Annotated in this window: 21 protein-coding genes and 2 pseudogenes; 20 read left to right on the top strand and 3 right to left on the bottom strand. The window is 61.1% G+C overall.

Annotated elements, in window-relative coordinates:
• The first annotated feature begins 95 nt into the window (after positions 1–95).
• The 13 genes from urtC (at position 96) to HY067_22425 (ending at position 13,392) form a co-directional block, all read left to right on the top strand.
• The gene (gene urtC / locus HY067_22485) at positions 96–1,118 is read left to right on the top strand and encodes an urea ABC transporter permease subunit UrtC (GenBank protein MBI3530723.1); all 1,023 of its coding nucleotides are present in this window, start codon (positions 96–98) and stop codon (positions 1,116–1,118) included.
• Entirely contained in the window at positions 1,115–1,852 is a 738-nt protein-coding gene (gene urtD, locus HY067_22480) for an urea ABC transporter ATP-binding protein UrtD (GenBank protein MBI3530722.1), read from the top strand. Before urtC ends, urtD begins: the two co-directional genes overlap by 4 nt.
• A gap of 39 nt (positions 1,853–1,891) precedes the next feature.
• Complete coding sequence (gene urtE / locus HY067_22475) at positions 1,892–2,581, top strand: urea ABC transporter ATP-binding subunit UrtE (GenBank protein ID MBI3530721.1); 690 nt, start codon at positions 1,892–1,894, stop codon at positions 2,579–2,581.
• Between the two features lie 122 nt (positions 2,582–2,703).
• Complete coding sequence (locus HY067_22470; protein ID MBI3530720.1) at positions 2,704–3,744, top strand: aliphatic amidase; 1,041 nt, start codon at positions 2,704–2,706, stop codon at positions 3,742–3,744.
• Positions 3,745–3,805: 61 nt separating this feature from the next.
• Positions 3,806–4,255, top strand: a complete 450-nt coding sequence (gene ureE, locus HY067_22465) for an urease accessory protein UreE (GenBank protein MBI3530719.1) — start codon at positions 3,806–3,808, stop codon at positions 4,253–4,255.
• Positions 4,248–4,928: an urease accessory protein UreF gene (locus HY067_22460; protein MBI3530718.1), complete on the top strand. Its 681-nt coding sequence runs from the start codon at positions 4,248–4,250 to the stop codon at positions 4,926–4,928. Before ureE ends, HY067_22460 begins: the two co-directional genes overlap by 8 nt.
• 32 nt (positions 4,929–4,960) lie before the next feature.
• Entirely contained in the window at positions 4,961–5,659 is a 699-nt protein-coding gene (gene ureB / locus HY067_22455) for an urease subunit beta (protein ID MBI3530717.1), read from the top strand.
• A gap of 316 nt (positions 5,660–5,975) precedes the next feature.
• Positions 5,976–7,688, top strand: a complete 1,713-nt coding sequence (gene ureC / locus HY067_22450) for an urease subunit alpha (GenBank protein MBI3530716.1) — start codon at positions 5,976–5,978, stop codon at positions 7,686–7,688.
• 79 nt (positions 7,689–7,767) lie between these two features.
• Positions 7,768–8,427, top strand: coding sequence for an urease accessory protein UreG (gene ureG, locus HY067_22445; GenBank protein ID MBI3530715.1), 660 nt, complete (start codon positions 7,768–7,770; stop codon positions 8,425–8,427).
• Entirely contained in the window at positions 8,424–9,293 is an 870-nt protein-coding gene (locus tag HY067_22440; GenBank protein MBI3530714.1) for an urease accessory protein UreD, read from the top strand. The genes ureG and HY067_22440 overlap by 4 nt, the downstream gene beginning before the upstream one ends.
• A gap of 4 nt (positions 9,294–9,297) precedes the next feature.
• Positions 9,298–10,134, top strand: a complete 837-nt coding sequence (locus HY067_22435) for a CbbQ/NirQ/NorQ/GpvN family protein (GenBank protein MBI3530713.1) — start codon at positions 9,298–9,300, stop codon at positions 10,132–10,134.
• A gap of 239 nt (positions 10,135–10,373) precedes the next feature.
• The gene (locus HY067_22430; GenBank protein ID MBI3530712.1) at positions 10,374–12,677 is read left to right on the top strand and encodes a VWA domain-containing protein; all 2,304 of its coding nucleotides are present in this window, start codon (positions 10,374–10,376) and stop codon (positions 12,675–12,677) included.
• A gap of 220 nt (positions 12,678–12,897) precedes the next feature.
• Positions 12,898–13,392 (top strand): LapA family protein, encoded by a 495-nt coding sequence (locus HY067_22425; protein MBI3530711.1) that lies wholly within the window; start codon positions 12,898–12,900, stop codon positions 13,390–13,392.
• A gap of 39 nt (positions 13,393–13,431) precedes the next feature.
• Here HY067_22425 and HY067_22420 read toward each other — a convergent pair whose 3' ends face one another.
• On the bottom strand, positions 13,432–14,883 hold the full coding sequence (locus HY067_22420) for an amidase (protein MBI3530710.1): 1,452 nt from the start codon (positions 14,881–14,883) through the stop codon (positions 13,432–13,434).
• A 233-nt stretch (positions 14,884–15,116) separates the two neighbouring features.
• Between HY067_22420 and HY067_22415 the strand changes: the two genes are divergently transcribed.
• On the top strand, positions 15,117–15,503 hold the full coding sequence (locus tag HY067_22415) for a cupin domain-containing protein (protein MBI3530709.1): 387 nt from the start codon (positions 15,117–15,119) through the stop codon (positions 15,501–15,503).
• A gap of 68 nt (positions 15,504–15,571) precedes the next feature.
• Here HY067_22415 and HY067_22410 read toward each other — a convergent pair whose 3' ends face one another.
• Positions 15,572–16,117 (bottom strand): thioredoxin domain-containing protein, encoded by a 546-nt coding sequence (locus HY067_22410; GenBank protein ID MBI3530708.1) that lies wholly within the window; start codon positions 16,115–16,117, stop codon positions 15,572–15,574.
• A gap of 471 nt (positions 16,118–16,588) precedes the next feature.
• Between HY067_22410 and HY067_22405 the strand changes: the two genes are divergently transcribed.
• The 6 genes and pseudogenes from HY067_22405 (at position 16,589) to HY067_22380 (ending at position 19,602) form a co-directional block, all read left to right on the top strand.
• Positions 16,589–17,173, top strand: coding sequence for a hypothetical protein (locus tag HY067_22405; protein ID MBI3530707.1), 585 nt, complete (start codon positions 16,589–16,591; stop codon positions 17,171–17,173).
• Between the two features lie 113 nt (positions 17,174–17,286).
• On the top strand, positions 17,287–17,679 hold the full coding sequence (locus HY067_22400; protein MBI3530706.1) for a DUF1801 domain-containing protein: 393 nt from the start codon (positions 17,287–17,289) through the stop codon (positions 17,677–17,679).
• Between the two features lie 111 nt (positions 17,680–17,790).
• Positions 17,791–18,066 (top strand): DUF2277 domain-containing protein, encoded by a 276-nt coding sequence (locus HY067_22395; protein MBI3530705.1) that lies wholly within the window; start codon positions 17,791–17,793, stop codon positions 18,064–18,066.
• 105 nt (positions 18,067–18,171) lie between these two features.
• Positions 18,172–18,387, top strand: coding sequence for a hypothetical protein (locus HY067_22390; GenBank protein MBI3530704.1), 216 nt, complete (start codon positions 18,172–18,174; stop codon positions 18,385–18,387).
• Between the two features lie 303 nt (positions 18,388–18,690).
• Entirely contained in the window at positions 18,691–19,071 is a 381-nt protein-coding gene (locus tag HY067_22385; GenBank protein ID MBI3530703.1) for a nuclear transport factor 2 family protein, read from the top strand.
• A gap of 108 nt (positions 19,072–19,179) precedes the next feature.
• A pseudogene (locus HY067_22380) lies at positions 19,180–19,602 on the top strand (VOC family protein).
• A 626-nt stretch (positions 19,603–20,228) separates the two neighbouring features.
• Here HY067_22380 and HY067_22375 read toward each other — a convergent pair.
• Positions 20,229–21,437, bottom strand: a pseudogene (locus HY067_22375) (mandelate racemase/muconate lactonizing enzyme family protein).
• Positions 21,438–21,600: the final 163 nt, after the last annotated feature.

Here is a 21,600-nt window from a genome sequence, read left to right as displayed (position 1 = left end):
ACGGTGCGGGTGCGCGGAGCGGAGTTGCTCGTCGCACGCCGGTGCAATGGCTGCGGCTGCTGGGCCTGCCGATTCTCGGCTTGCTGCTGGTCCTGATGCCGCTCGTGTTATCCGAATTCCGCCTGAACCTGCTGGCGAAATACCTGTGCTTCGCTTTCCCCGCGATCGGCATCGTGCTGATCTGGGGTTACGGGGGCATTCTGAGCCTCGGCCAGGGCATCTTCTTCGGTCTGGGCAGTTACATGATGGCGATGTACCTGAAGCTGGAGTCGACCACCAGCGACAGTTCGGCTCAGGCACTGTCCGAATTTTTCGGCTCCAGCCTGCCGGACTTCATGGTCTGGAACAGCGTCGATGCGCTGCCATGGTGGTGGGAGCCGTTCCATTATTTCTGGTTCACGTTGCCGGCCATGATCATCCTGCCGGCGTTCATCGCCTTCGTACTGGCCTATCTCAATTTCCGCAAGCGCGTCGGCGGTGTCTATTTCTCGATCATCACCCTTGCGCTCGCGGCGATCATGTCCATCGTCATCATCGGCCGGCAGGGCGTGACCGGCGGCGTCAACGGCATTACCGACTTCAAGACCTTCTTCGGCATCAGCTTCGAAGCTCAAGGCGTGCGTACCGGCTTGTACTTCGTCACGGTCGCGCTGCTGCTGGTTGCGCTGGTCGTCGGACGCTTCATCATCGGCAGCCGGCTTGGCAAGATCCTGGTTGCGATCCGCGACCGCGAAGACCGCGTGCGGTTTTCCGGGTACGACCCGGCGATGTTCAAGGGATTCATCTTTGCCGTCGCCGCGGTGCTGTCTTCCGTCGGCGGCGCGCTGTTCACCCTCCAGATCGGACTGGCGTCGCCTTCGCTGGTCGGCATCGTGCCTTCGATCGAAATGGTGATCTATGCCGCGGTCGGTGGACGCCTGTCGCTGATCGGTGCGGTCTACGGCGCGATCCTGGTGGGTGCGGGCAAGACCTTCTTCTCGGAGAATTTCGTCGAGTACTGGCTGTATTTCATCGGCGGATTGTTCATGCTCGTCGTCATCTTCCTGCCCGAAGGCCTGGCGAGTCTGCTGGACAAGTTGACGGGCAATAAGAACGCACGCGCCGGAGCGCCGGAGTGAGCGTGCTCATCCTCTCCGTCGAGGACCTCACCGTTTCTTTCGATGGCTTCAAAGCCGTCGACGGCCTGAACTTCTATGTCGAGGAAGAGGAGTTGCGTGTCGTCATCGGCCCCAACGGAGCGGGCAAGACCACGCTGCTGGACATGATCTGCGGCAAGACCAAACCGAGCGGCGGTTCCATCCGCTTCAAGAATCGCCAGCTCACCAGCATGATCGAATATCAGATCACCCGCGCCGGTGTGGGACGCAAATTCCAGAATCCTTCCGTCTACGAAGACCTCACGGTGCTCGAGAACCTGGAGATCTCGTACCCAAAAAAGCGCAACGTGTTCGGCTCGCTGTTCTTCCGGCGCGCACCCGAGATCGTGGAAAAGATCGAAAGCGTTGCGCGTCAGATCTACCTGGACGAGCAGCTCGGCACCAAGGCCGGCCTGCTTTCGCACGGCCAGAAGCAGTGGCTCGAGATCGGCATGCTGCTGATGCAGGACCCGGAGTTGATGCTGCTCGACGAGCCGGTCGCCGGCATGAGCGCGCGCGAACGCGAGCGGACCGCGGAACTGCTCAAGCGCATTGCCAAAGGCCGCTCGATGGTCGTCATCGAGCATGACATGGCCTTCGTCAAGTTGATCGCGCAGAAAGTCACCGTGCTGCATCAGGGCAGGAAGCTCGCCGAGGGCACGATGGAACAGGTGCAGAACGACGAACGCGTAATCGACGTGTATCTGGGCCATTAGGCCCAGGGACTAGGGGATAGGGGCTGGGGATCCAAAGCAATGTTTGAAGTACAGAATCTGAACGTCTACTACGGCGACAGCCATGTGATCCGCAATGTCGGTTTCGCGCTCGGCGAGCGCGAAACCCTGGCGATCATGGGCCGCAACGGCATGGGCAAGACCACGCTGCTGAAGTCTCTGATCGGCGTGCTGCCGGCACGCAGCGGCAACGTGGCGCTGGACGGCAAGCCGCTGCTCGGCAGGAAAAGCTACGAGCGGGTGGCTGCGGGGCTTGCTTACGTACCGCAGGGCCGGATGATTTTTCCCTACCTCACCGTCGAGGAAAACATCCTGTCCGGAATGGAGAACATGCCGGACAAGAGCGTGCCCCAGTTCGTCTACGACACCTTTCCGGTTTTGCACGAGATGCGCAATCGCAAGGGCGGCAACCTGTCCGGAGGGCAACAGCAGCAGCTCGCGATTTCCCGCGCGCTGGTCTCGAATCCGAAAGTGCTGATCCTGGACGAGCCGACCGAAGGCATCCAGCCGTCGATCATCAAGGACATCGCCAAGACGCTCAATCGCCTGAAGGCCGAACGCAACTTCTCGATGGTGGTGTCGGAGCAGGTGCTGTGGTTCACGCAGGAAATCGCCGATCGCTTTCTGATCATCGAAAAGGGCGAGTTCGTCTATGAGGACACCAGGGAGCGGGTGGATACCGCAAAGATTCATGCATTCCTGACGGTCTAAAGCGCCGGACGGAAACAGAAAAACGAAGACGGGCATCAGCCCGCAAAAGATCGCGCAGCCTGAGGCCGTGCGCAAATGGGAGTTAGCTTCAAACGATCAATGATGAAAAGGAGATCAGAATCATGATGCACGGTGATATTTCGAGCAGCAAGGACACGGTGGGCGTCGCGGTCGTCAATTACAAAATGCCGCGGATGCACACCAAAAAAGAGGTGCTGGAAAACGCTAAGAAGATCGGCGAGATGATCAAGGGCATGAAGGTCGGCCTGCCCGGCATGGACCTGGTGATTTTCCCGGAGTACAGCACGCACGGGATCATGTACGACAGCAAGGAAATGTACGACACCGCTTCCAGCTGCCCGGGCGAGGAAACCGACATATTTGCCGCCGCGTGCCGCGAAGCCAAGGTATGGGGAGTGTTCTCGCTGACCGGCGAAAGGCACGAGGAACATCCGAACAAGGCCCCGTACAACACGCTGATCCTCATGAACGACAAGGGCGAGATCGTGCAGAAGTATCGCAAGATCATGCCCTGGGTGCCGATCGAAGGCTGGTATCCCGGCAACTGCACCTACGTCTCCGAAGGCCCGAAAGGCCTGAAAGTGTCGCTGATCATCTGCGATGACGGCAACTATCCGGAAATCTGGCGCGACTGTGCGATGAAAGGCGCGGAATTGATCGTGCGCTGCCAGGGCTACATGTATCCGGCCAAGGACCAGCAGGTCATCATGGCCAAGGCGATGGCCTGGGCCAACAACGTCTACGTCGCGGTGGCGAATGCGGCCGGCTTCGACGGCGTGTATTCCTACTTCGGCCACTCGGCGATCATCGGCTTCGACGGGCGCACGCTCGGCGAATGCGGCGAAGAGGATTACGGCATCCAGTACGCGGCGCTGTCCAAGTCGCTGATCCGCGATGCGCGCAAGAACATGCAGTCGGAAAACCATCTGTTCAAGCTGCTGCACCGCGGTTACACCGGCCTGATCAATTCCCACGAAGGCGACAAGGGTGTGGCGGCCTGCCCCTACGACTTCTACAAGAAGTGGATCACGGATCCGGATGCAACCCGCGAGATGGTGGAGGCGATCACGCGTTCCACCGTCGGAACCGACGAGGCGCCGATCCCCGGCATTCCCAACAAGAAGGAACCGGCGCACCGCTGAGGACCATAGCCGTCATGCCGGACTGCACTCGCGCAGTTCGGTTTTTCCTCGACTCAGTATCATGCTGAAACTCGAAAACATCATCGGCGCGGCCACGGATCCATCCATCGCCGAACGGCTTCACCATCTCGGACATCACGGCAAGGTCGAATACCTGTCGCTGTCCAGCGAGGACACGCAACGTCACCGGATGCGGGCTTCCACCGATACCGGCACCGAATGCGCCGTCGTCCTCGATCGTGCCCAGCAGTTGTTCAACGGCGCGGTCCTGATGCTCACCGACGAGCGGGCGGTGGTGGTGCGCATGCGCGAAACCGAGTGGCTGACGCTGGCGCCGCGCGATACGGCTTCCGCGCTCGAGCTGGGCTATTTCGCCGGCAACATGCACTGGGCCGTGCGCTTCGAAGGCGCCTGGCTGCGCATTGCGTTGCAGGGCCCGGTCGACCGCTATCTTGAGCGGCTCCAGCCGTTTATTGCGGACGGCAGAGCGAGGCAGATCGGCAATGCCTGAACCGCACAGCCTGCTGGGCGCATTGCAATACTCCGACAGTTTTTTCCCCAGCGGCAGCATCGCGTTTTCCTGGGGACTGGAGACGTTGCGCGCCGACGGCGAAATCGTTTCGGCGGAGCAGGTCGCGCAATTCCTGGAAGGACAGCTTGTCCATCGCTGGGCCCGCTTCGATGCGCCCGTGCTCGTCGCGGCGATGCGCGCGGACGGCAAGTTCGATCGCCTGGCGGATCTCGACGATCTCGTCGAAGCGATGACGTTGGCCACCGAGTTGCGCGAAGGCTCGCGTCGCGCCGGCGCATCCCTGCTGAAAGTCCACGTTGGTCTGGGTACGCCGGGCGCCGCCGAATATCGCCAGAGAATCGCGGAGCGCAAGGCGCGCGGGCATTTGCCGGTGGTGCAGGGCATGTTGTGGAACGCGACCGGACTTTCCGAGGAAGCCTGCCGCGCGGTGTCCGCGCACACGTTGTCTACCGGCATCGTCGGCGCCGCGTTGCGCCTGGGAATGATCGGCCATCTCGATGCCCAGAAAATATTGCTGCAGGTGAGGCCGGTTCTGGTGGAACTGCTGCGGTTGCCTGCGGGGCAGGCCGAGGAGTTGACCGCCTACGCGCCGCACGCCGAGATCGCGGCCATGCGGCACGAAGTCCAGGACTCACGGCTGTTTGCAAACTAAAGGCGTTGAGAAATTATCTATAGGGTAAGAGTATGTTGCTGACACCGACAGAACTGGAACGGCTGACGATCTACACCGCCGCGGAGCTGGCCAGGAAGCGGCGGGCCAAGGGACTCAAGCTCAATTATCCGGAAGCCACCGCGATCATCGCCGACGAGATCCTGGAGGGCGCGCGTGAAGGTCGCTCCGTTGCGGATCTCATCGGCTACGGCTCGACGATCCTGAATGCGGACGACGTCATGCCCGGCGTGGCGGACCTGATGCCGGTATTGCAGGTCGAGGCCACCTTTCCGGATGGCACCAAGCTCGTGACCGTCCACGATCCGATCCGTTCCGGCAAGCAGAAGAAGGACGCCAGGGCGGTCGTGCCCGGCGAGATCTTCACGCCGGAAGGCGACATCGAACTCAACGCCGGTCGGACGAAAGTCACCATCAAGGCGGTGAACACCGGCGACCGCCCGATCCAGATCGGCAGCCACTATCACTTCTTCGAAGCGAACAAGGCGCTCGACTTCGATCGCGCCGCGTCGTTCGGCATGCACCTCGACATTCCCGCCGGTACGGCAGTGCGATTCGAGCCCGGCGAGGCAAAGCAAATCACGCTCGCCGCGTTCGGCGGCAGCGGAGAGATATTCGGGTTGAACAATCTGACGGACGGAACGACGAAGGGAGAGAAGAGCAAAATAGGCGCCTTGAAAAAAGCAAAGGCTCAGGGCTTTAAAGGAGCGTGACGACGCGATAGCTTTTTCTTTCCCCTTGTGGCGCGCCGAGCAGCTCGACTCGATGAGGGGGTGTCGACGAGGACTGTTCGAGTCCCGCAGTGAGGCGCGTTGTGTGCGCCTCGCCAGGTCGAGTTCCGCAGTCGCCTCATCGAGGCAGGCAGCACAGGGACACCCCTGACAAGGGGCGTGACACCAGGGGCGGCCTTCTTTTGGTTACTTTTCTTGGCCGCGCAAGAAAAGTGACCAGCCGCCGGGCTGCCTCCGGCCAGATTTAGAAATCTATGTAGCAGCGAAAGCGAATTAGGTAACCGCAGAAAGGCTTCACATGGCAAAGATGACGCGCCGCGACTACGCGGCAATGTACGGTCCCACCAAAGGCGACGCCGTGCGCCTCGGCGATACTTCGCTGCTCGCCGAAATCGAGCACGACTACGCCGTGCCGGGCGACGAGTGCCTGCACGGCGGCGGCAAGACGCTGCGCGACGGCATGGGACTGAAAGCGGGTTACAGCGCCGCGCAAGGCTCGCTCGACATGCTGATCTGCAACGCCACGATCATCGATCCCGTGCTCGGCATCGTCAAAGGCGACATCGGCATCAAGGACGGCAAGATCGTCGCCATCGGCAAGGCCGGCAATCCGGAGGTGATGGACGGCGTGCATCCGAAGCTGGTGTGCGGGGTGTCGACGACTGTGCGGGACGCCGAAGGCCTGATTGCGACACCGGGTGGCATCGACGTGCACGTGCACTTCGATTCGGCGCAGCTCTGCGAGCATGCGATTGCCTCGGGACTCACCACCATGATCGGCGGTTCGCTCGGGCCGATCACCGTCGGCATCGACTGCGGCGGCGAATGGAATGTCGGCAAGATGCTGCAGGCTTCCGAGGCCTGGCCGATCAACTTCGGTTTCCTCGGACGTGGCAATACGTCCAAGCCGGAATCGCTCGAGGAGCAGCTGCGCGGCGGTTGCCTCGGACTGAAGATCCACGAAGACTGGGGCGCCATGCCGGCGGTGATCGACACCTGCCTCTCGGTAGCCGACGAACTCGACTTCCAGGTGCAACTCCATACGGACACGCTGAACGAATCCGGTTTCCTGGAAGATACGCTCGCCGCGATCAAAGGCCGCACCATCCACATGTACCATACCGAGGGTGCGGGCGGCGGCCATGCGCCGGACATCATCGCGGTGGCGGGAAAGATGAACTGCCTGCCGTCGTCGACCAATCCGACCAATCCCTACACCGTGAACACCTTCGACGAACACCTCGACATGATCATGGTGTGCCATCACCTGAACCCGTCGGTGCCGGAGGACGTTGCCTTTGCGGAGTCGCGCATTCGCGCGCAGACCATCGCCGCCGAGGATGTGCTGCACGACATCGGCGCGATCTCGATGCTCGGGTCCGACAGCCAGGGCATGGGGCGCATCAACGAAGTCATCGCCCGTACCTGGCAGCTCGCTTCCAAGATGAAGGATCAGCGCGGCCGGCTGCCGGAAGAAAAGACCAGGCTCGGCGACAACGAACGCATCAAGCGCTATATCGCCAAATACACCATCAACGCCGCGAAGACCTTTGGCATCGACCAGTACATCGGGTCCCTGGAAGACGGCAAGATCGCCGACATCGTGCTCTGGCGCCCCGGCTTCTTCGGCATCAAGCCGGAACTGGTGGTCAAAGGCGGCTTCATCGCCTGGGGCGCGATGGGCGATTCCGCCGCATCGCTGATGACCTGCGAGCCGCTGATCATGCGCCCGCAGTGGGGCGCATTCGGCGAAGCGAAGAAGGCGTTGTCGGTGAACTTCACCAATCATCTGGCGGTGGAAGCCGGCACCCAGGCAAAGCTCGGCATGACCAAGGCGTTGCTGCCGGCGCGGGGCACCCGCAAGCTCAGCAAGTCGCACATGCTGTACAACGACGTTTGCCCGAACATCACCGTGAATCCGCAGACCTTCGACGTCATGATCGACGGCAAGGTGATTACCTGCGAACCGGCGAAGGTGGTGCCGCTCGCTCAACGATATATGTTCAGATAAGAACAGGTTCGAGGGCCGAGGTACGAGGGCCGAGAAGCCCCTCACTCGCTCCTCGGCCCTGACGTAAGGAGCTACGAAAGTGAACACAGTTACTCCCGGATTCGAAGGCACGGCTGCTGCTGCGCAGCACCCGGGCGCCGCGCGTGTCGGCATCGGCGGGCCGGTCGGGTCGGGCAAGACGCGTCTGCTGGAGCAACTCATTCCGCGTTTCATCCAGCGCGGAACCAATCTCGCGGTCATCACCAACGATCTTGCCACCAGGGAAGACGCGGAGCGCGTGCGCCGCAGCGGGCTGATCGACCCGGCGCGCGTGCTGGCGGTCGAGACCGGCGCCTGTCCACATACCGCCATTCGTGAAGATCCGACGATGAACATGCAGGCCGCCGACGAGTTGGACGAGAAGTACGGCAATCTGGATCTGATCCTGATCGAGTCAGGTGGCGACAATCTCGCCTCGACGTTTTCGCTCGACTTGGTGGACTACTGGATCTTCGTGATCGATGTCGCCGGCGGGGACGACATCCCGCGCAAGCGCGGCCTCGGCGTGATCCAGTGCGATCTGCTGGTCATCAACAAGACCGACCTGGCGCAATATGTGAATGTCGACCTCGACCGCATGGTGCGCGAAGCCGATCAGGTTCGCGGCGGCCGGCCGGTACTGCTGACCAACTGCGCGAAGGGAGAGGGCGTCGGTGCGGTCGTCGAAACCATTTCCCGCCAGGTGTTGTTCGACCGGTGAATCCACTCGACGCGGGTCCGACCGCGCTGGCGCCTCCGCGGCCGCAGACGGCGCAGGCGGAGCTGGAGTTTGCGTGCGACGCGAACGGGGCGACCTATGTGCATCGCCAGCGCGTAGGCTATCCCTTCCACGTCGGCAGGAGCCTGAAGATGCCCGGCGATCCGCCCGGCATGCCGACGGTATATCTGCAATCCTGTTCGGGTGGCATCTTCGAAGGCGATACTCTGCGGCTGCGCATCGCCGCAGGCGAAGGCGCCGCTGCGCACGTTGCCACCGCGGCCTCCACCGTCGTACACAGCATGGCGTCGCAGGCCGCGAGTCAGCAGGTCGAACTCCATGCACAGGCCGGATCGTATCTCGAATATCTGCCCGATCCCGTCATCCTGTTTCCGCGCGCGAAGCTGACGAGCGGCGTGCGCGTGAGCGTGCATCCGGGTGCAACCGTCATCCTCGGCGATTCTGTCCTGTTGCACGATCCGAAGGGCGGCGACGGCCGGTTCGACTGGCTGCAATCCGAAACCGGGATCGAAGATGCGGCGGGAAAGCTGCTGGTTCGCGATCGCTTCCGGATTGAAGGCGTTCAACTGGCGCGCGGACTGGCCGGCATCACCGGACACTGGAAGGCGCAGGGCAACCTGTTTGTCGTGACCACCGCCAAACCGCCGGCCGAACTCGTCGCCGCGATGCGGGCCGCGCTGGCATCGGCCGGCGTCTATGCCGGGGCGACGATCCTCCCAAACCAAAGCGGCGCGTGGGCGCGTATCCTTGCAACCGATGCCGCCGCGCTGAAGGCTGCCCTGTTTTCCGCATGGACGGCCGTTCGCCAGACACTGACCGGTGCGGTGCCGATGCCGCGAAGGAAATGAAACCATGAATCCTCAGGACACCGACAACCTGACGCCCGCCGACGGCATCGTCCGCCAGTACACCATCGACGCGGAGCCGTATTACCGCGCCGTCGCCGATGAAGTGGCGTTGTTCGAAGCGGCGTACGCCGTGCGCATGCCGATGATGCTCAAGGGGCCGACCGGCTGCGGCAAGACCCGCTTTGTCGAATACATGGCCTGGAAGCTCGGCAAGCCGCTGATCACCCTGGCCTGCAACGAGGACATGACCGCCTCCGATCTGGTCGGGCGTTATCTGCTCGATGCCGACGGCACGCGCTGGCAGGATGGGCCGCTCACGCTGGCCGTGCGCTACGGTGCGATCTGCTACCTCGATGAAGTCGTCGAAGCGCGCCAGGACACCACGGTCGTGATCCATCCGCTGACCGATGCGCGCCGCGTGCTGCCGCTGGAAAAGAAGAACGAACTGGTGCACGCGCATCCGGATTTCCAACTGGTGATTTCCTACAACCCCGGCTACCAGAGCATCCTCAAGGATCTCAAGCAATCGACCAAGCAGCGCTTCGGCGCGCTCGACTTCGGTTATCCGGTGCGCGACATCGAAATCGAAATCGTCAGCCACGAATCCGGGGTCGGTCCGGAAACCGCCGGCAAACTGGTGACCATCGCCGAGCGTGCGCGCAACCTGAAAGGGCACGGACTGGAAGAGGGCATCTCCACGCGCATGCTGATCTACGCCGGTTCGCTGATCGGCCAGGGCGTGGAGCCGGTCGCGGCCTGCCATGTTTCGCTGATCAGGCCGATCACCGACGACGCCGATATCCGCGACGCCCTCGGCGCCACCATCCGCGCTTGTTTCTAGATCAAGAGCGTTGACACAGAGGTCACAGAGGAAAGGCAGGAGAGGGCACAGAGGAAGGGCGGGATCGAATATGGGAAAGCTGTGTATTGGCACTGAGTACGAATTTGACCAGACTCGTCAGCATGAGCTCACTTGTCATGCCAGGTAATATGTTTTTCATCTCCAGTATTTCGACATTCTCTGTGTTCTCTCTTTGCTTTTCCTCTGTGCCCTCTGTGTCAACGCTCTTGGAGTAAATTTTGGCGAAGCTAGACGAGTACGGCGATTTACTGACTTCCCTCGGGCCGCACGCGAGGGAGCTGCTGCAGTCGAGCTGGCTCGAAGCCAGCCGCTCGTTCACCGAAAAAGGCCTGACCCGCTATCTCGAAGGCGCACGCGAAATAGCGACAGCGGGATTGGGTTGGAGCGTCGTGCTCGCCTACCTGCGGGAAACGCCCGCCGTCGCGCGGGAGGTCGGCGAAGAAGCGGCGTTCGGCGCCATCGACGCGGCGCTCGCCGTCTATGCCCACACCGACGCACGCACTGCCGAGCAGGTTTTCTCCACCGGCAACATCGCGGCGCGCCGGCTGGGCGATGCCGCGCTCTATGGCGCTTATCTGACTTTCCTCGCCGAGCTTGCGAGCCTGGCGCCCGTGGGCGTCGCGCCGATTCTGCAGCGCCTCGATCGCCTACTCGAACACCTGACATTCGACGGATTGCAGCGCTGGGCCATGCTTGGCGTGCAGTCGCACATGTGCGACCCGAACGCTCAGGCCCGCTACTTCACGCTCGACAGCGAAGAAGGCCGACAGTTGTTGCAGGCGGAAGGCGATCAGACCGTGTTTCCCGACGTCGAGCGCAGGCTATCGCTTTACCTGCGTGCCTTGTGGGGACGTAACATCAAGCTGCGGCCGGTCATCCATACCAAAGGCGCGAGCGCGGGACGGCGCTCCACCATCGACGGATGGACGATCCGGATGCCGCAGTCCTACCGTGGTTTCGGCGGGCAATCGGGGCTCGCACAGTATCGCGCCGCTGCCGCCCATGCAGCGGCTCACATCGTGTTCACCACGCAGCGATTTCCGGTAGGGAGCCTCAAGCCGCTGCAGGTGGCGCTGGTTTCGCTCATCGAGGACGCTCGCGTCGAGCAACTGGTCATGCGCGAATTTCCCGGGCTGCGGAATCTGTGGAAAACCTTCTATGTCGCCCAGGCCGGCGGCGTCGTGACCTCCGGTTCGTTGATGGCGCGCCTGGCACGTGCGCTGATCGACGAAGACTTCGAAGACGACAACCCGTGGGTGGTCAAAGGCCGCCGCCAGTTCTTCGAACAGAAGGATTACTGGCAGGAGCAGTCCATCAGCCGCGCGCTCGGCGGACTGCTGGGCAACGACATGGGCCAGATGCGGGTGCAGTTCAACTTCAAGACCTACGTGGTCGAACCGGCTTACCGCGACGACAACCAGGGCATCTGGGATTTCGGCGACATGGGAGAGCCGTCGCCGGACGACGATGATGTCGTGATGCAAGGCGCGCGGCTTGCCGATGACGACACGAACACAGGAGAGGACGAGGGCGACGAAGGAGCGGAACCACCGCCGCGCGAGGCAGAGCAGGTCAAGCTGACCGCCCCTTCGAAGCAGGATGAAACGATCAAGGAAGAACCGTTGTCGCCGCCGATCCGCTACGACGAATGGGATTACGTGATCGGCCGCGAACGGCCGTCGTGGTGCACGCTGCTGGAAAAGCCGGCGCCCGAAGGCGATCCGCATTCGATCGAAGAAATCCTCGAGCGCAACCAGGACCTGGTCAACCGCGTGAAATACCTGGTCAAGGCCGTACAGGTGCAGCGCCCGCTTCGGTTGAAGAAACGGCTGGAAGGCGACCGGCTCGACCTCGATGCCTGCATCAACGCCACCATCGATCTGCGCACCGGCATTCCGCCTGATCCGCGCGTGCATGCGATACTCGGCCGGCAGCAGCGCGATCTGTCGGTGCTGGTCCTGCTGGATCTATCGCAGTCGACCAACGACAGGATCAGCAATGACTCCACGACGGTACTGAACCTGGCGCGCGAAGCCACGGTGCTGCTAGCCGACGCGATGGCGCGCATCGGCGACAGCTTCGCGATCCACGGCTTTTCGTCCAACGGCCGCCACGATGTCGGCTACTACCGCTTCAAGGATTTCGACCGGCCTTATGGGGAGCTTTCGAAAGCGCGCCTTGCGGGCATGACCGGACAACTCTCGACCCGAATGGGCACGGCGTTGCGCCATGCGGGTTCCTTCCTGCAGGATCGTCGCGCGCACAAGAAACTGATCCTGCTCGTCACCGACGGCGAACCGTCTGACATCGACGTGCACGACGCGCAATACCTGGTGTTCGACGCAAAAAAAGCCGTGGAGGAGAACAACCGCCACGGCATCTTCACCTACTGCATGAGCCTCGACCCCAAAGCCGACCGCTACGTCTCCCGCATCTTCGGCATGCGCAACTACATGGTCCTCGACCATATCCGGCGCCTGCCGGAGAAATTGCCGATGCTGTACATGAGGGTGACGAACTAAGGCCCCCCCCTCTCCCTAACCCTCTGCTCTGCTTCAAGTGTTCCCTTGTCCCGCGGGGGAGAGGGAATAGAGTCAAAGGCATTAGCGCATGCCTTCGACAAAGCCATACTTCAAATTCTTTTGCTTTAGGACTCCCTCTCCCCTAGCGGGAGAGGGTGGGGAGAGGGGGGCGAACCTATCTTCTGTTCCTCCATCCAATTTCCTTTAGAAGGAGGTTCACATGAAGGCGCCCACACTGCTGTTGCTGGTTGTTCTGACAGGCATCGTGGTATTCGCGGGAGTCAACTGGGGCGTCATCACGGCACCGACAACCGTCTCATTGCTGGTCACCGATATCCAGGCGCCACTTGGATTGATCATGTTCGGGCTTACAGTACTGGTCACCGTCCTGTTCCTCATTTTCGCGGCGTATTTGCAAACCACCGTTCTGCTCGATGCAAGGCGCCATTCCCGCGAGCTGCAGGCGCAGCGGGAGCTTGCCGACAAGGCAGAAGCTTCACGTTTTACTGACCTCCGTATTTATCTCGATACGGAGTTACGCAAACTGGGAGAGCAGATGGCTGAATCGCGGGTGGGCGTGACCGCGCGAATCGATCTGGCACAACAGGACCTGCGTACCACGATCGAAGAGTCAGGAAATTCTCTCGCTGCCCATATCGGAGAACTCGAAGACCGGCTGGAGCGGGGAGAAGAAAGCAAGAGCCGACATAACTAAACCCCTCTCCCCCCGTCTACCATCTTGACGGGCAAAGGGTCAGGAAGAGGGGGCAGCTTCCAATCCGATCCACGCGAGGTCGGGATGGCGTGTGTGCCATTCCGTCGCCTGCTCGTAGGCATAGGCGACCCGCAGCGCCATGTCCTCCTGGAAGGGCTTTGCATAAATCATGAGGCCGATCGGCAAGCCATTGGACGTGAACCCGCAAGGCACAGAGACGGCGCAGAGGTTGAGTATGTTTCCGATCCCGGTGTTGCGGTGGACCCTCATGTTGTAGTCGAGATAGGTTTCGGAGCTGGCGTCGATCGCCGCCAGCGGCCGGGCGGGCGCCATCGTGGTCGGGACGATCAAGGCGTCCACGTCGCGCAGAGTCCACTGGAGCTGTTCCCGCAGTTCCGCGTATCGGCGTAGCAGGGCAAAGTAGTCGGGGGCGGAAAGCGTCCGTCCGGTGAGCATGCGTGGCCCGATCACGGGATCGAGCTCTTCGAGGTGCTTGTCGAGCAACTCGCGGTTCACCGCACACGCCTCGGCGGGTATCAGGAGGGGCCGTTTCTTCTCCGCCCACGCCGCCGCTGCCTCGGGCACGGCGACGCTCGCGAGCTGCGCGCCCAGCGACCGGAAGACCTGACCGGTTTCGCGGACGGCTTTCTCCACCTCGCGATCCACGTCGTCGAAGAAGGTTGTCTCGCCGAACGCGATCCGCAAGCCCTTCACGCCATCCTTCAGGCCCCGCAACGTATCGTGCGAGGCCGCTCCCGCGGTGGACTCGTCTCGCGTGTCTGTCCCTTGCATCGCCTGATAGACGAACGCCGCGTCCTCGACGGACCGGGTGATGGGTCCGACGCTGTCGAGCGTCCAGCACAGCGGGTAGACTCCGGCGCGGCTCACACGTCCGATCGTTGTCTTCAACCCCACGATTCCGCACAGCGCCGCGGGCACGCGCACCGATCCACCCGTGTCGGTGCCCAGTGCCATCGGCACCAGGCCGGCTGCCACCGCCACGGCGCTGCCGCTCGACGAACCGCCGGGTGCGTGCGGCACCGGATGCCAGGGGTTATGCGGCGTGCCGTGATCGTGATTGATCCCTCCGGCGCCATAGGCGAACTGCACGGTGTGCGTCTTGCCGAGCAGAACCATCCCGGCGGCGGCGAGTTTGCGGATCACCGTGGCGTCCCGTTCGGCGACGTTGTTCGCCAGGAGGTGCGTACCGGCGGTCGTGGGCACGCCCTTCACGTCGAAGAGGTCCTTCGCAGCGTAGGGGATGCCGCACAGGATTCCCACATCCGCGCCATTCTTCAATGCGATCTCGGCGGCCTGTGCTTGCGCCAGGGCCTGCTCCGGCATGACCCTGATAAACGCGTGCAGCCGTTCGTCGAGCGCATCGATCCGGCCGAGGAGATCCTCGGCAACCGTCACGGGGTTGAGGCGGCCGCTGCCGATGCGATCGGACAAGCTGGTGATTGATTCGAATGCAAGAGCAGCGTCCGCCATGTTCTTCCTCAATTGTGGGACTGCAACGTACCACGCACCCCCCGCAGGACTCAAGGTGCGGGCAAGAGAGCAAATCGGGTCTTTATGAATAAAACCCTGGCGAGCGATGTTCCGCGCTGACACGAACGCTTTTTCGGCTAACCGTTGAGGTTAGTATCTCCAGTCAGCACGTTGCCGTTGAGGTATCTTCTGTTTCGGTCGCCACCATCATGAAAAATTATGCGGAGGATGCAATGAACAGCCAGTTTCTCGCCGTCGATACCACGAAGCTCCCATGGGAGGAGCGTTACAGCGAAGCGATCGGCCATGCCATCTACAGGAAGGATTTCTTCTCCGACCCTGATACCGGAATGATGGTGCGCCTGGTTCGGTATCCGGCGGGCGTCATCAATCCGGCGCACACCCATCCTTGTGGCCACGGCATGTACGTGCTTGAAGGAACGCTCGTGACCCACAAGGGGACGTTCGGACCCGGCAGCTTCGTCTGGTTCCCGGAAGGTGAAGTCATGGAACATGGCGCGAGGGCGGACGGCGACGTAACGGCGGTGTTCATCACGAACAAGCCGTTCGAGATCAATTATGTGGACCGGAAAATGCTGCAGCGGAAGCTGGCAGGCTGAGAAGAAACAAACCGGACAGCGGCGAGCCCGACGTTGCGCTAAAGGCCGGCGGATGATCGCAGTACGGACTATGCCTTCAGCTTCGCATGGACCGCATCGTGCAAGCGATCGAGTCCGAACGAGACATCCACGAGCGAGCCATTGACGAAGAAGGCCGGCATGCTGCGCACGCCGCTGTGTTTGCCGGACTCCACGTGTTCGTTCACCCGCTGCCGGTAAACCTGGTCTGACAGTTCGAAGTCGAAGCGCACGAGGTCCAGCTCGAGCTGCTCGGCGTAATGGTGTAAGTCCTTGGGCTTCAGATGGGACTGGTTCTGGAACAGCAAGTCGTGCATCGGCCAGAACTTGTGCTGGACGCCGGCCGCCTCGGCGGCCTCGGCCGCCAGTTCGGCGTTGGGATGCGCCGCGGTCAGGGGGAAATGACGGAAGACGAAGCGCAAGCGGTGCTCGAACTTCTTCAGCAGCATCTTTACCGCCGGGTAGGCCTGGCCGCAGGTCGGACATTCGAAGTCGCCGTATTGCACGAGGACGACTTTCGCCGTCTCGGGACCCACGATGTGGTCGGTCTTGTTGACGGGTACGGCGAGCTTCAGGGCTTCACTGTTTCGGTTCATGCGTCCTCAGGAGTCAAAGAAGAAATGGCAGTCGGGGTGGGTGATCGTCAGTAAACATACGCTCTGGCAAAATATTGGTCCAGCGTCTGTCGTACGAAGTTCCGCTTCTCGCCACTTCCAATGCCAGTCTCCATTCCGGACGTACTTCTTGATCCAGGCCGCTTCGAGGAGGTGCCGGAGAGAGAGCGAAGGGTCCGGCAAAGCGGCGCTGTATTCGGGACCAGGGCGAATTAGACTTGGGCTGCTGCCGAGGGCAGGGCGTCTCGACGATTCGCGGCACCCATAAGCTTGCGAAAGACGGGCAAGAATTTACAATGAGATGACCACGGGATGGTTACGATGCCTGCGCTATACGACATGCATGTCGATTAATTGGAAGTTGGGCCTGCGATCATGAGTTTTCGGGCGTACCTTGAGAGCCGCTACGTTGTCGCCTGCAATCTACAGCGCGGGATTGAACTTGATCCTCAGATGGTCACCATGCTCCGAGACGGCCCCCATGATGCTGCCTTAGTAACGTCCTGGATGAGGGACTACGGCCTTTTTCAAGGAATCACAGCGCGCAACAGAGCGGCAATAGTCGCTCGGTTTTTGAGGTTTGCTCACGCGCACAAGGCTACTGCACACAACCCCAACGAAGAAGAAATAGCAACCCTCTACGCTGCTTTGTTCACAGCGCTGCACAGGGAGGTCCCGCGAAGCTGGATGTCCGCCACATCGAAACTCCTTTGGTGTCTCTACCCCGATACCATCGTGATCTATGACACCTTTGTTCATCGAACACTCATCGTAATGCAATCCATCGATGACGATCTATCCGCTTTCCCCAGGGTTGGTGCACCCCGAAGCATCGATGGCGAAGCTGATATCGTCGCGGCGACGACGCACTACATGAACTACCAAGCCATGGTTCGGCGACTGCAGACACGACATTGGCAACTGTTGCGCGATCTTCGCAAGCGCTATAACGAGTCTTATCCTTACGACGTTCGCATCATCGACAAGCTGTTATGGATGATTGGAAATCCGCGAGAGAACTATGAAGCGCAGGCCTAACCAGCGCTTCCTAGCGACGCACTCGCGCTGCGCGCTCGTGCGCGCCTGAAGCGCGGCGATGGGCGGACACTTCGACCGAGAACCAGTCGTTTATCTCTTAAGAAGCATCAGCCATGTCAGCTAAACCTCAGACCATCGACGAGTACCTCGCACCCTTGAGTGACGAGAAACGGGTTGCGCTTGAGAAGCTTCGAAGGGCCATCAAGTCCGCGGCGCCGAAGGCTGAAGAGTGCATCAGCTACCAGGTCCCAGCCTTTCGCCTTGGCGGCAGGATGCTTGTGGCCTTTGGCGCGGCCGCGAACCACTGCGCCTTCTACCCCGGTGCTTTCCCCGTGAAAGCCCACAAGGAGGAACTGAAGGCCTACGACACCAGCAAGGGCACCATCCGTTTTCAGGCGAACAGTCCCTTACCCGTCACACTGGTGCGGAAGCTGGTAAAGACTCGGATCGCGGAGTACGCCGCCCGACAACCGGTTGCAGCGGATGGCTCTACGCGCCGCCGCTGAACCAGAGTGTTAAGTGCCAGAATGAACACACCTGCTTGCGCCTTCCGCCGGGACGGGCACTGCGTCGGCTGGGGGCCACGTTAAACCAGACAGGCGTCCGAAGGGGGCATCATGTGCAGGAACATCAAAACGCTGTTCAACTTCGAGCCACCCGCTACGGAGGTTGAGATTCGCGATGCGTCGTTGCAATTCGTCAGAAAGCTGAGTGGTTTCAACGCGCCCTCCAAGGCCAACCAGATAGCGTTCGATCGTGCAGTCGAAGACGTTGCGTCCGCGGCGCGCGCATTGATCAAGTCGTTGGTGACGACTGCCGAACCGCGCGACCGCGAAATCGAGGCTGCCCGAGCTCGCGCAAGGTCTTCGGCCCGATTTGGAGTGCGAGGGTGAACTCTTCCATCGCTCGGGCCGCCCGGCGTTTCCGCATGACGCCTACCCCTTCGCTTAGCCCGGCTACCGTAGGCAGTCTGGGTTTGCTCAAGCGTTAAGAGCTGCATGGAAGCTCGGAATGCCGCAGGTTACTCGGGCATGCCATTGGCGAAGAAGCTCGGCATCAAGGAAGCCAGCCGCATGCTTCTGCTGGGCGCGCCCGAAGGTTATGCACATCGCGAACTCGCGCTTCCGCTTGGCTTCGTCGACGTCAAGGTTTGCGCGGTCAGTGAAGTATGGTCCGGCCTCAAGCTCGTCGTTCGCAAGGAGTTTCGCTCATGACAACGACGACCGAAAACCACGCGCTCCTTCGGTTGATTGACACTTACTGCGCAGTGTGGAACGAACCCGAAGAATCACGCAGGCGAGAGTTACTCAACTCCGTGTGGTCTGCGAGCGCAACGTACACGGACCCAACGGTCGTCGCCAACGGAGCGGAGGAACTGCTCTCCCATATCGGTTCTGTGCGCGCCCGTCGCCCGGGAGCGAGCCTCGCTCGAACCACCGCACTCGATGAACATCATGGGCGCTGCTGAAATCGACAATTGGGCCCCAAAAACAAGTCGTCCTCGACCGGAGAAAACCATGCCCACAACCGAAACGCTCGAAAGATTCATAGCGCGCGTCGAACAGAACGCGCATGCCGAGGCCGTCGAAGAGTTCTACACCGCGGATGCTTCAATGCAGGAGAATCAGTCCGCGCCACGCGTTGGGCGCGCCGCTCACGTAGCGAACGAACGCCGCGTTTTATCAAAAGCGAAGACACTGACGTCGACATGCGTCCGGCCGGTATTCGTGAGCGGCGACAGAGTGGTACTGCGCTGGATCTTCCGGTTTGAATGGCTGGATGGAACGGTAACCCACATGGAGGAACTCGCCTACCAATACTGGGAGGGCGAACGCATCGCGGAGGAAACGTTCTTCTATGACCCGGCGCAGCGCGTACCCAGGAAGCTGCAGACGTAGCAGCGGGAATCAGCACGGGACCCAACCGTTCCATCGAGCGGAGGGCCACCGGCAATCCGGTGTTTGCAGCAAGGGTCGAACGCGGCATGCCTCATTCAGGGATCACGTATGAAGCCTCGAATTACGGTCATTACCGTCGGCGTTGACGACTTGGAGCGAGCACTTCGGTTCTATCGCGATGGCCTCGGCATGAAGACCGAAGGCATTTTCGGCAAGGAATTCGAACACGGAGCGGTGGCCTTCTTTGACTTGCAGGCCGGACTGAAGCTCGCGATCTAGCCACGCAAGAGCATTGCCCATGATTCAGGCCTTCCTCTCGGCAGCCCGAATCCTACCGAATTCACCCTTGGGCATAACGTCTCGTCAAAAGCGGAAGTCGATGCGGTCATGGTGCAAGCGCAGAATGCCGGCGCCGTTGTCGTGAAGCCTGCCCACGACACTTTCTGGGGCGGATACGCAGGCTACTTTCAAGATCCTGATCGGCACCTGTGGGAGGTCGCCTGGAATCCCCAGTGGTTAGTCCAGGATTGAGGCACCACATCTCGAGCGAATACGCATGCTTTCCGGGGGCAACGGCGGACTTCACATCGAACAGCGGCTTGGATTACCATGCGCTGGTCGACCCTTTTTATGGGGATTGCAGGAGGCAGATCAAGGCGATTACCCCCCCTTAACCCTGCGGTGGGCTCCGGCGGCGTCAAGCGCCGCCCGGGCGTCGGATCGACGATGCGGAACGATCACTATCAACGAAGGAGAACATGTCATGAGCAAGAGCCAGGACGCAAAGAAAAACACCAAGAAGGCGCCGACCAAGACACCGAAGGAAAAGAAAGAAGCCAAGCGACTCAAGAAGGCCGAAAGAAAGTACTGATGATGATGTGAACCGCCGGGTCATCGGGCACGGAATCGAAACCCGGTTGGCCGCCATCCGGGAGCGGCGTCAGGCCGCTCCTGCCAGTTCATTGACCCCTGAACCGCAAAGGCGCGAAGGCGCAAAGGGAACGCCAAGAAAAGCAACAACATTCCGATCAAATTTTGCTTCGATGTGATTTATCAGAGCGCGGCGCCGGAATTTTCCACAAGAATATTCTTTCGATTTCCTTTGCGTGGTTCTCTTTGCGCCTTCGCGCCTTTGCGGTTAGCTGTTTTCCCGCAGGTCAGACCTTACGACCGTAGTTCAACAATCCTTGCGGACCTTTGGGCGGGTGCGACCGGATCGCTTCTTCGTTCGGCACGATGCCCCAGCCTGGCCGATCCGGCATGACCAGATGACCGTCGACGAATTCCGGAACGTGATCGAACAGTTCATGATCCCAGGCGATGCGGTCGATGTCGGTCTCCATGATGCGCAGATTCGGCACCGCCGCCGAGAAGTGCGCGTTCATCATCGTGCACAGGTGGCCGTAGAAATTGTGCGGGGCGACGTTGACTTCGTGCGCCTCGGCGGCCGCGGCGATTTTCATCGACTGCCACACGCCGTTCCAGGGCGTGTCGACGATGGCGACGTCCATCGCCTGTTCGCGGAAGTAGGGCATGAACTCGCGCAGGCCGAGCAGCGTCTCGCACGAGCTGATCGGATGCGGGCTCTAGCGGCGGATGGTGCCCAGCGCCTCGGGAACAAAGGAGTCGATCTCGACCCAGAAGATGTCGAGGTCCGCGATGGCGCGCAGGATCTTCAGATAGCCTTCGGTCTTGGCGTTGAAATTCAGATCGAGCAGGATATCGACATCCGGGCCGGCGCCGTCGCGCAGCGTTTCGAGGTGCATGACCAGGTTGCGCAGCACGTCGCGTTCGACATTGAGTTCGGGTGCGAACGGCACGCCGAAGCCGGGTCGCCAGCCGCGTGCGTTCTTTTTGTCCGCGTCGTAGGTGAAGATGTTGGTCTTCAGCGCGGTAAATCCTTTCTCGCGCACTTCGCGGCCTAGCGCCTTGACGCCATCGAGATCGGTGATCGCCGGCTTGTAGTGGGTCGGGTGATTGATCCGCCAGGTGGCGCAATGCGACCAGTACACGCGGATGCGGTCGCGGATCTTTCCGCCGAGGAGTTCGTAGACCGGCACGCCGAGCCCCCTGGCCTTGGCATCGAGCAGTGCGTTCTCGATCGCGCCCATGGCGAGCGCGACGATGCCGCCGGAAGCCGGGCGGGTGATGCTGTAGAGATCAGCGTAGATGCGCTCATGCGCGCCGACTTCCTGACCGACGACGCGGGCGGAAAGCCGTTCGATGACGGTGCCCACGCCGGGCGCGCCGAACCCCTCGTCGAACTCGCTCCAGCCGACGATGCCGGCATCGGTGGTGAGCTTGACGAAGTGATAATTGCGCCAGCCTGCGTCGCAGGACAGCGTCTCGATGTTTTTGACTTTCATTTTTCCTCCCACCCGATTCTAGATCAAGGGCGTTGACACGGAGGTCACAGAGGAAAGCAAGAGAGGACACAGAGGAAAACGAGAATTGCCATTGTTATATCGGTGTTCCACGGATGCGTGCAGCAAATCTTGCGATCGTGATCTTGGCAGAAGACCCAAGATT

Source organism: Betaproteobacteria bacterium (genome assembly GCA_016194905.1).
Lineage (GTDB): Bacteria > Pseudomonadota > Gammaproteobacteria > Burkholderiales > JACQAP01 > JACQAP01.
Note: the sequence above shows the minus strand (reverse complement) of the source record. Positions and strands in the feature narration are given on the sequence as shown.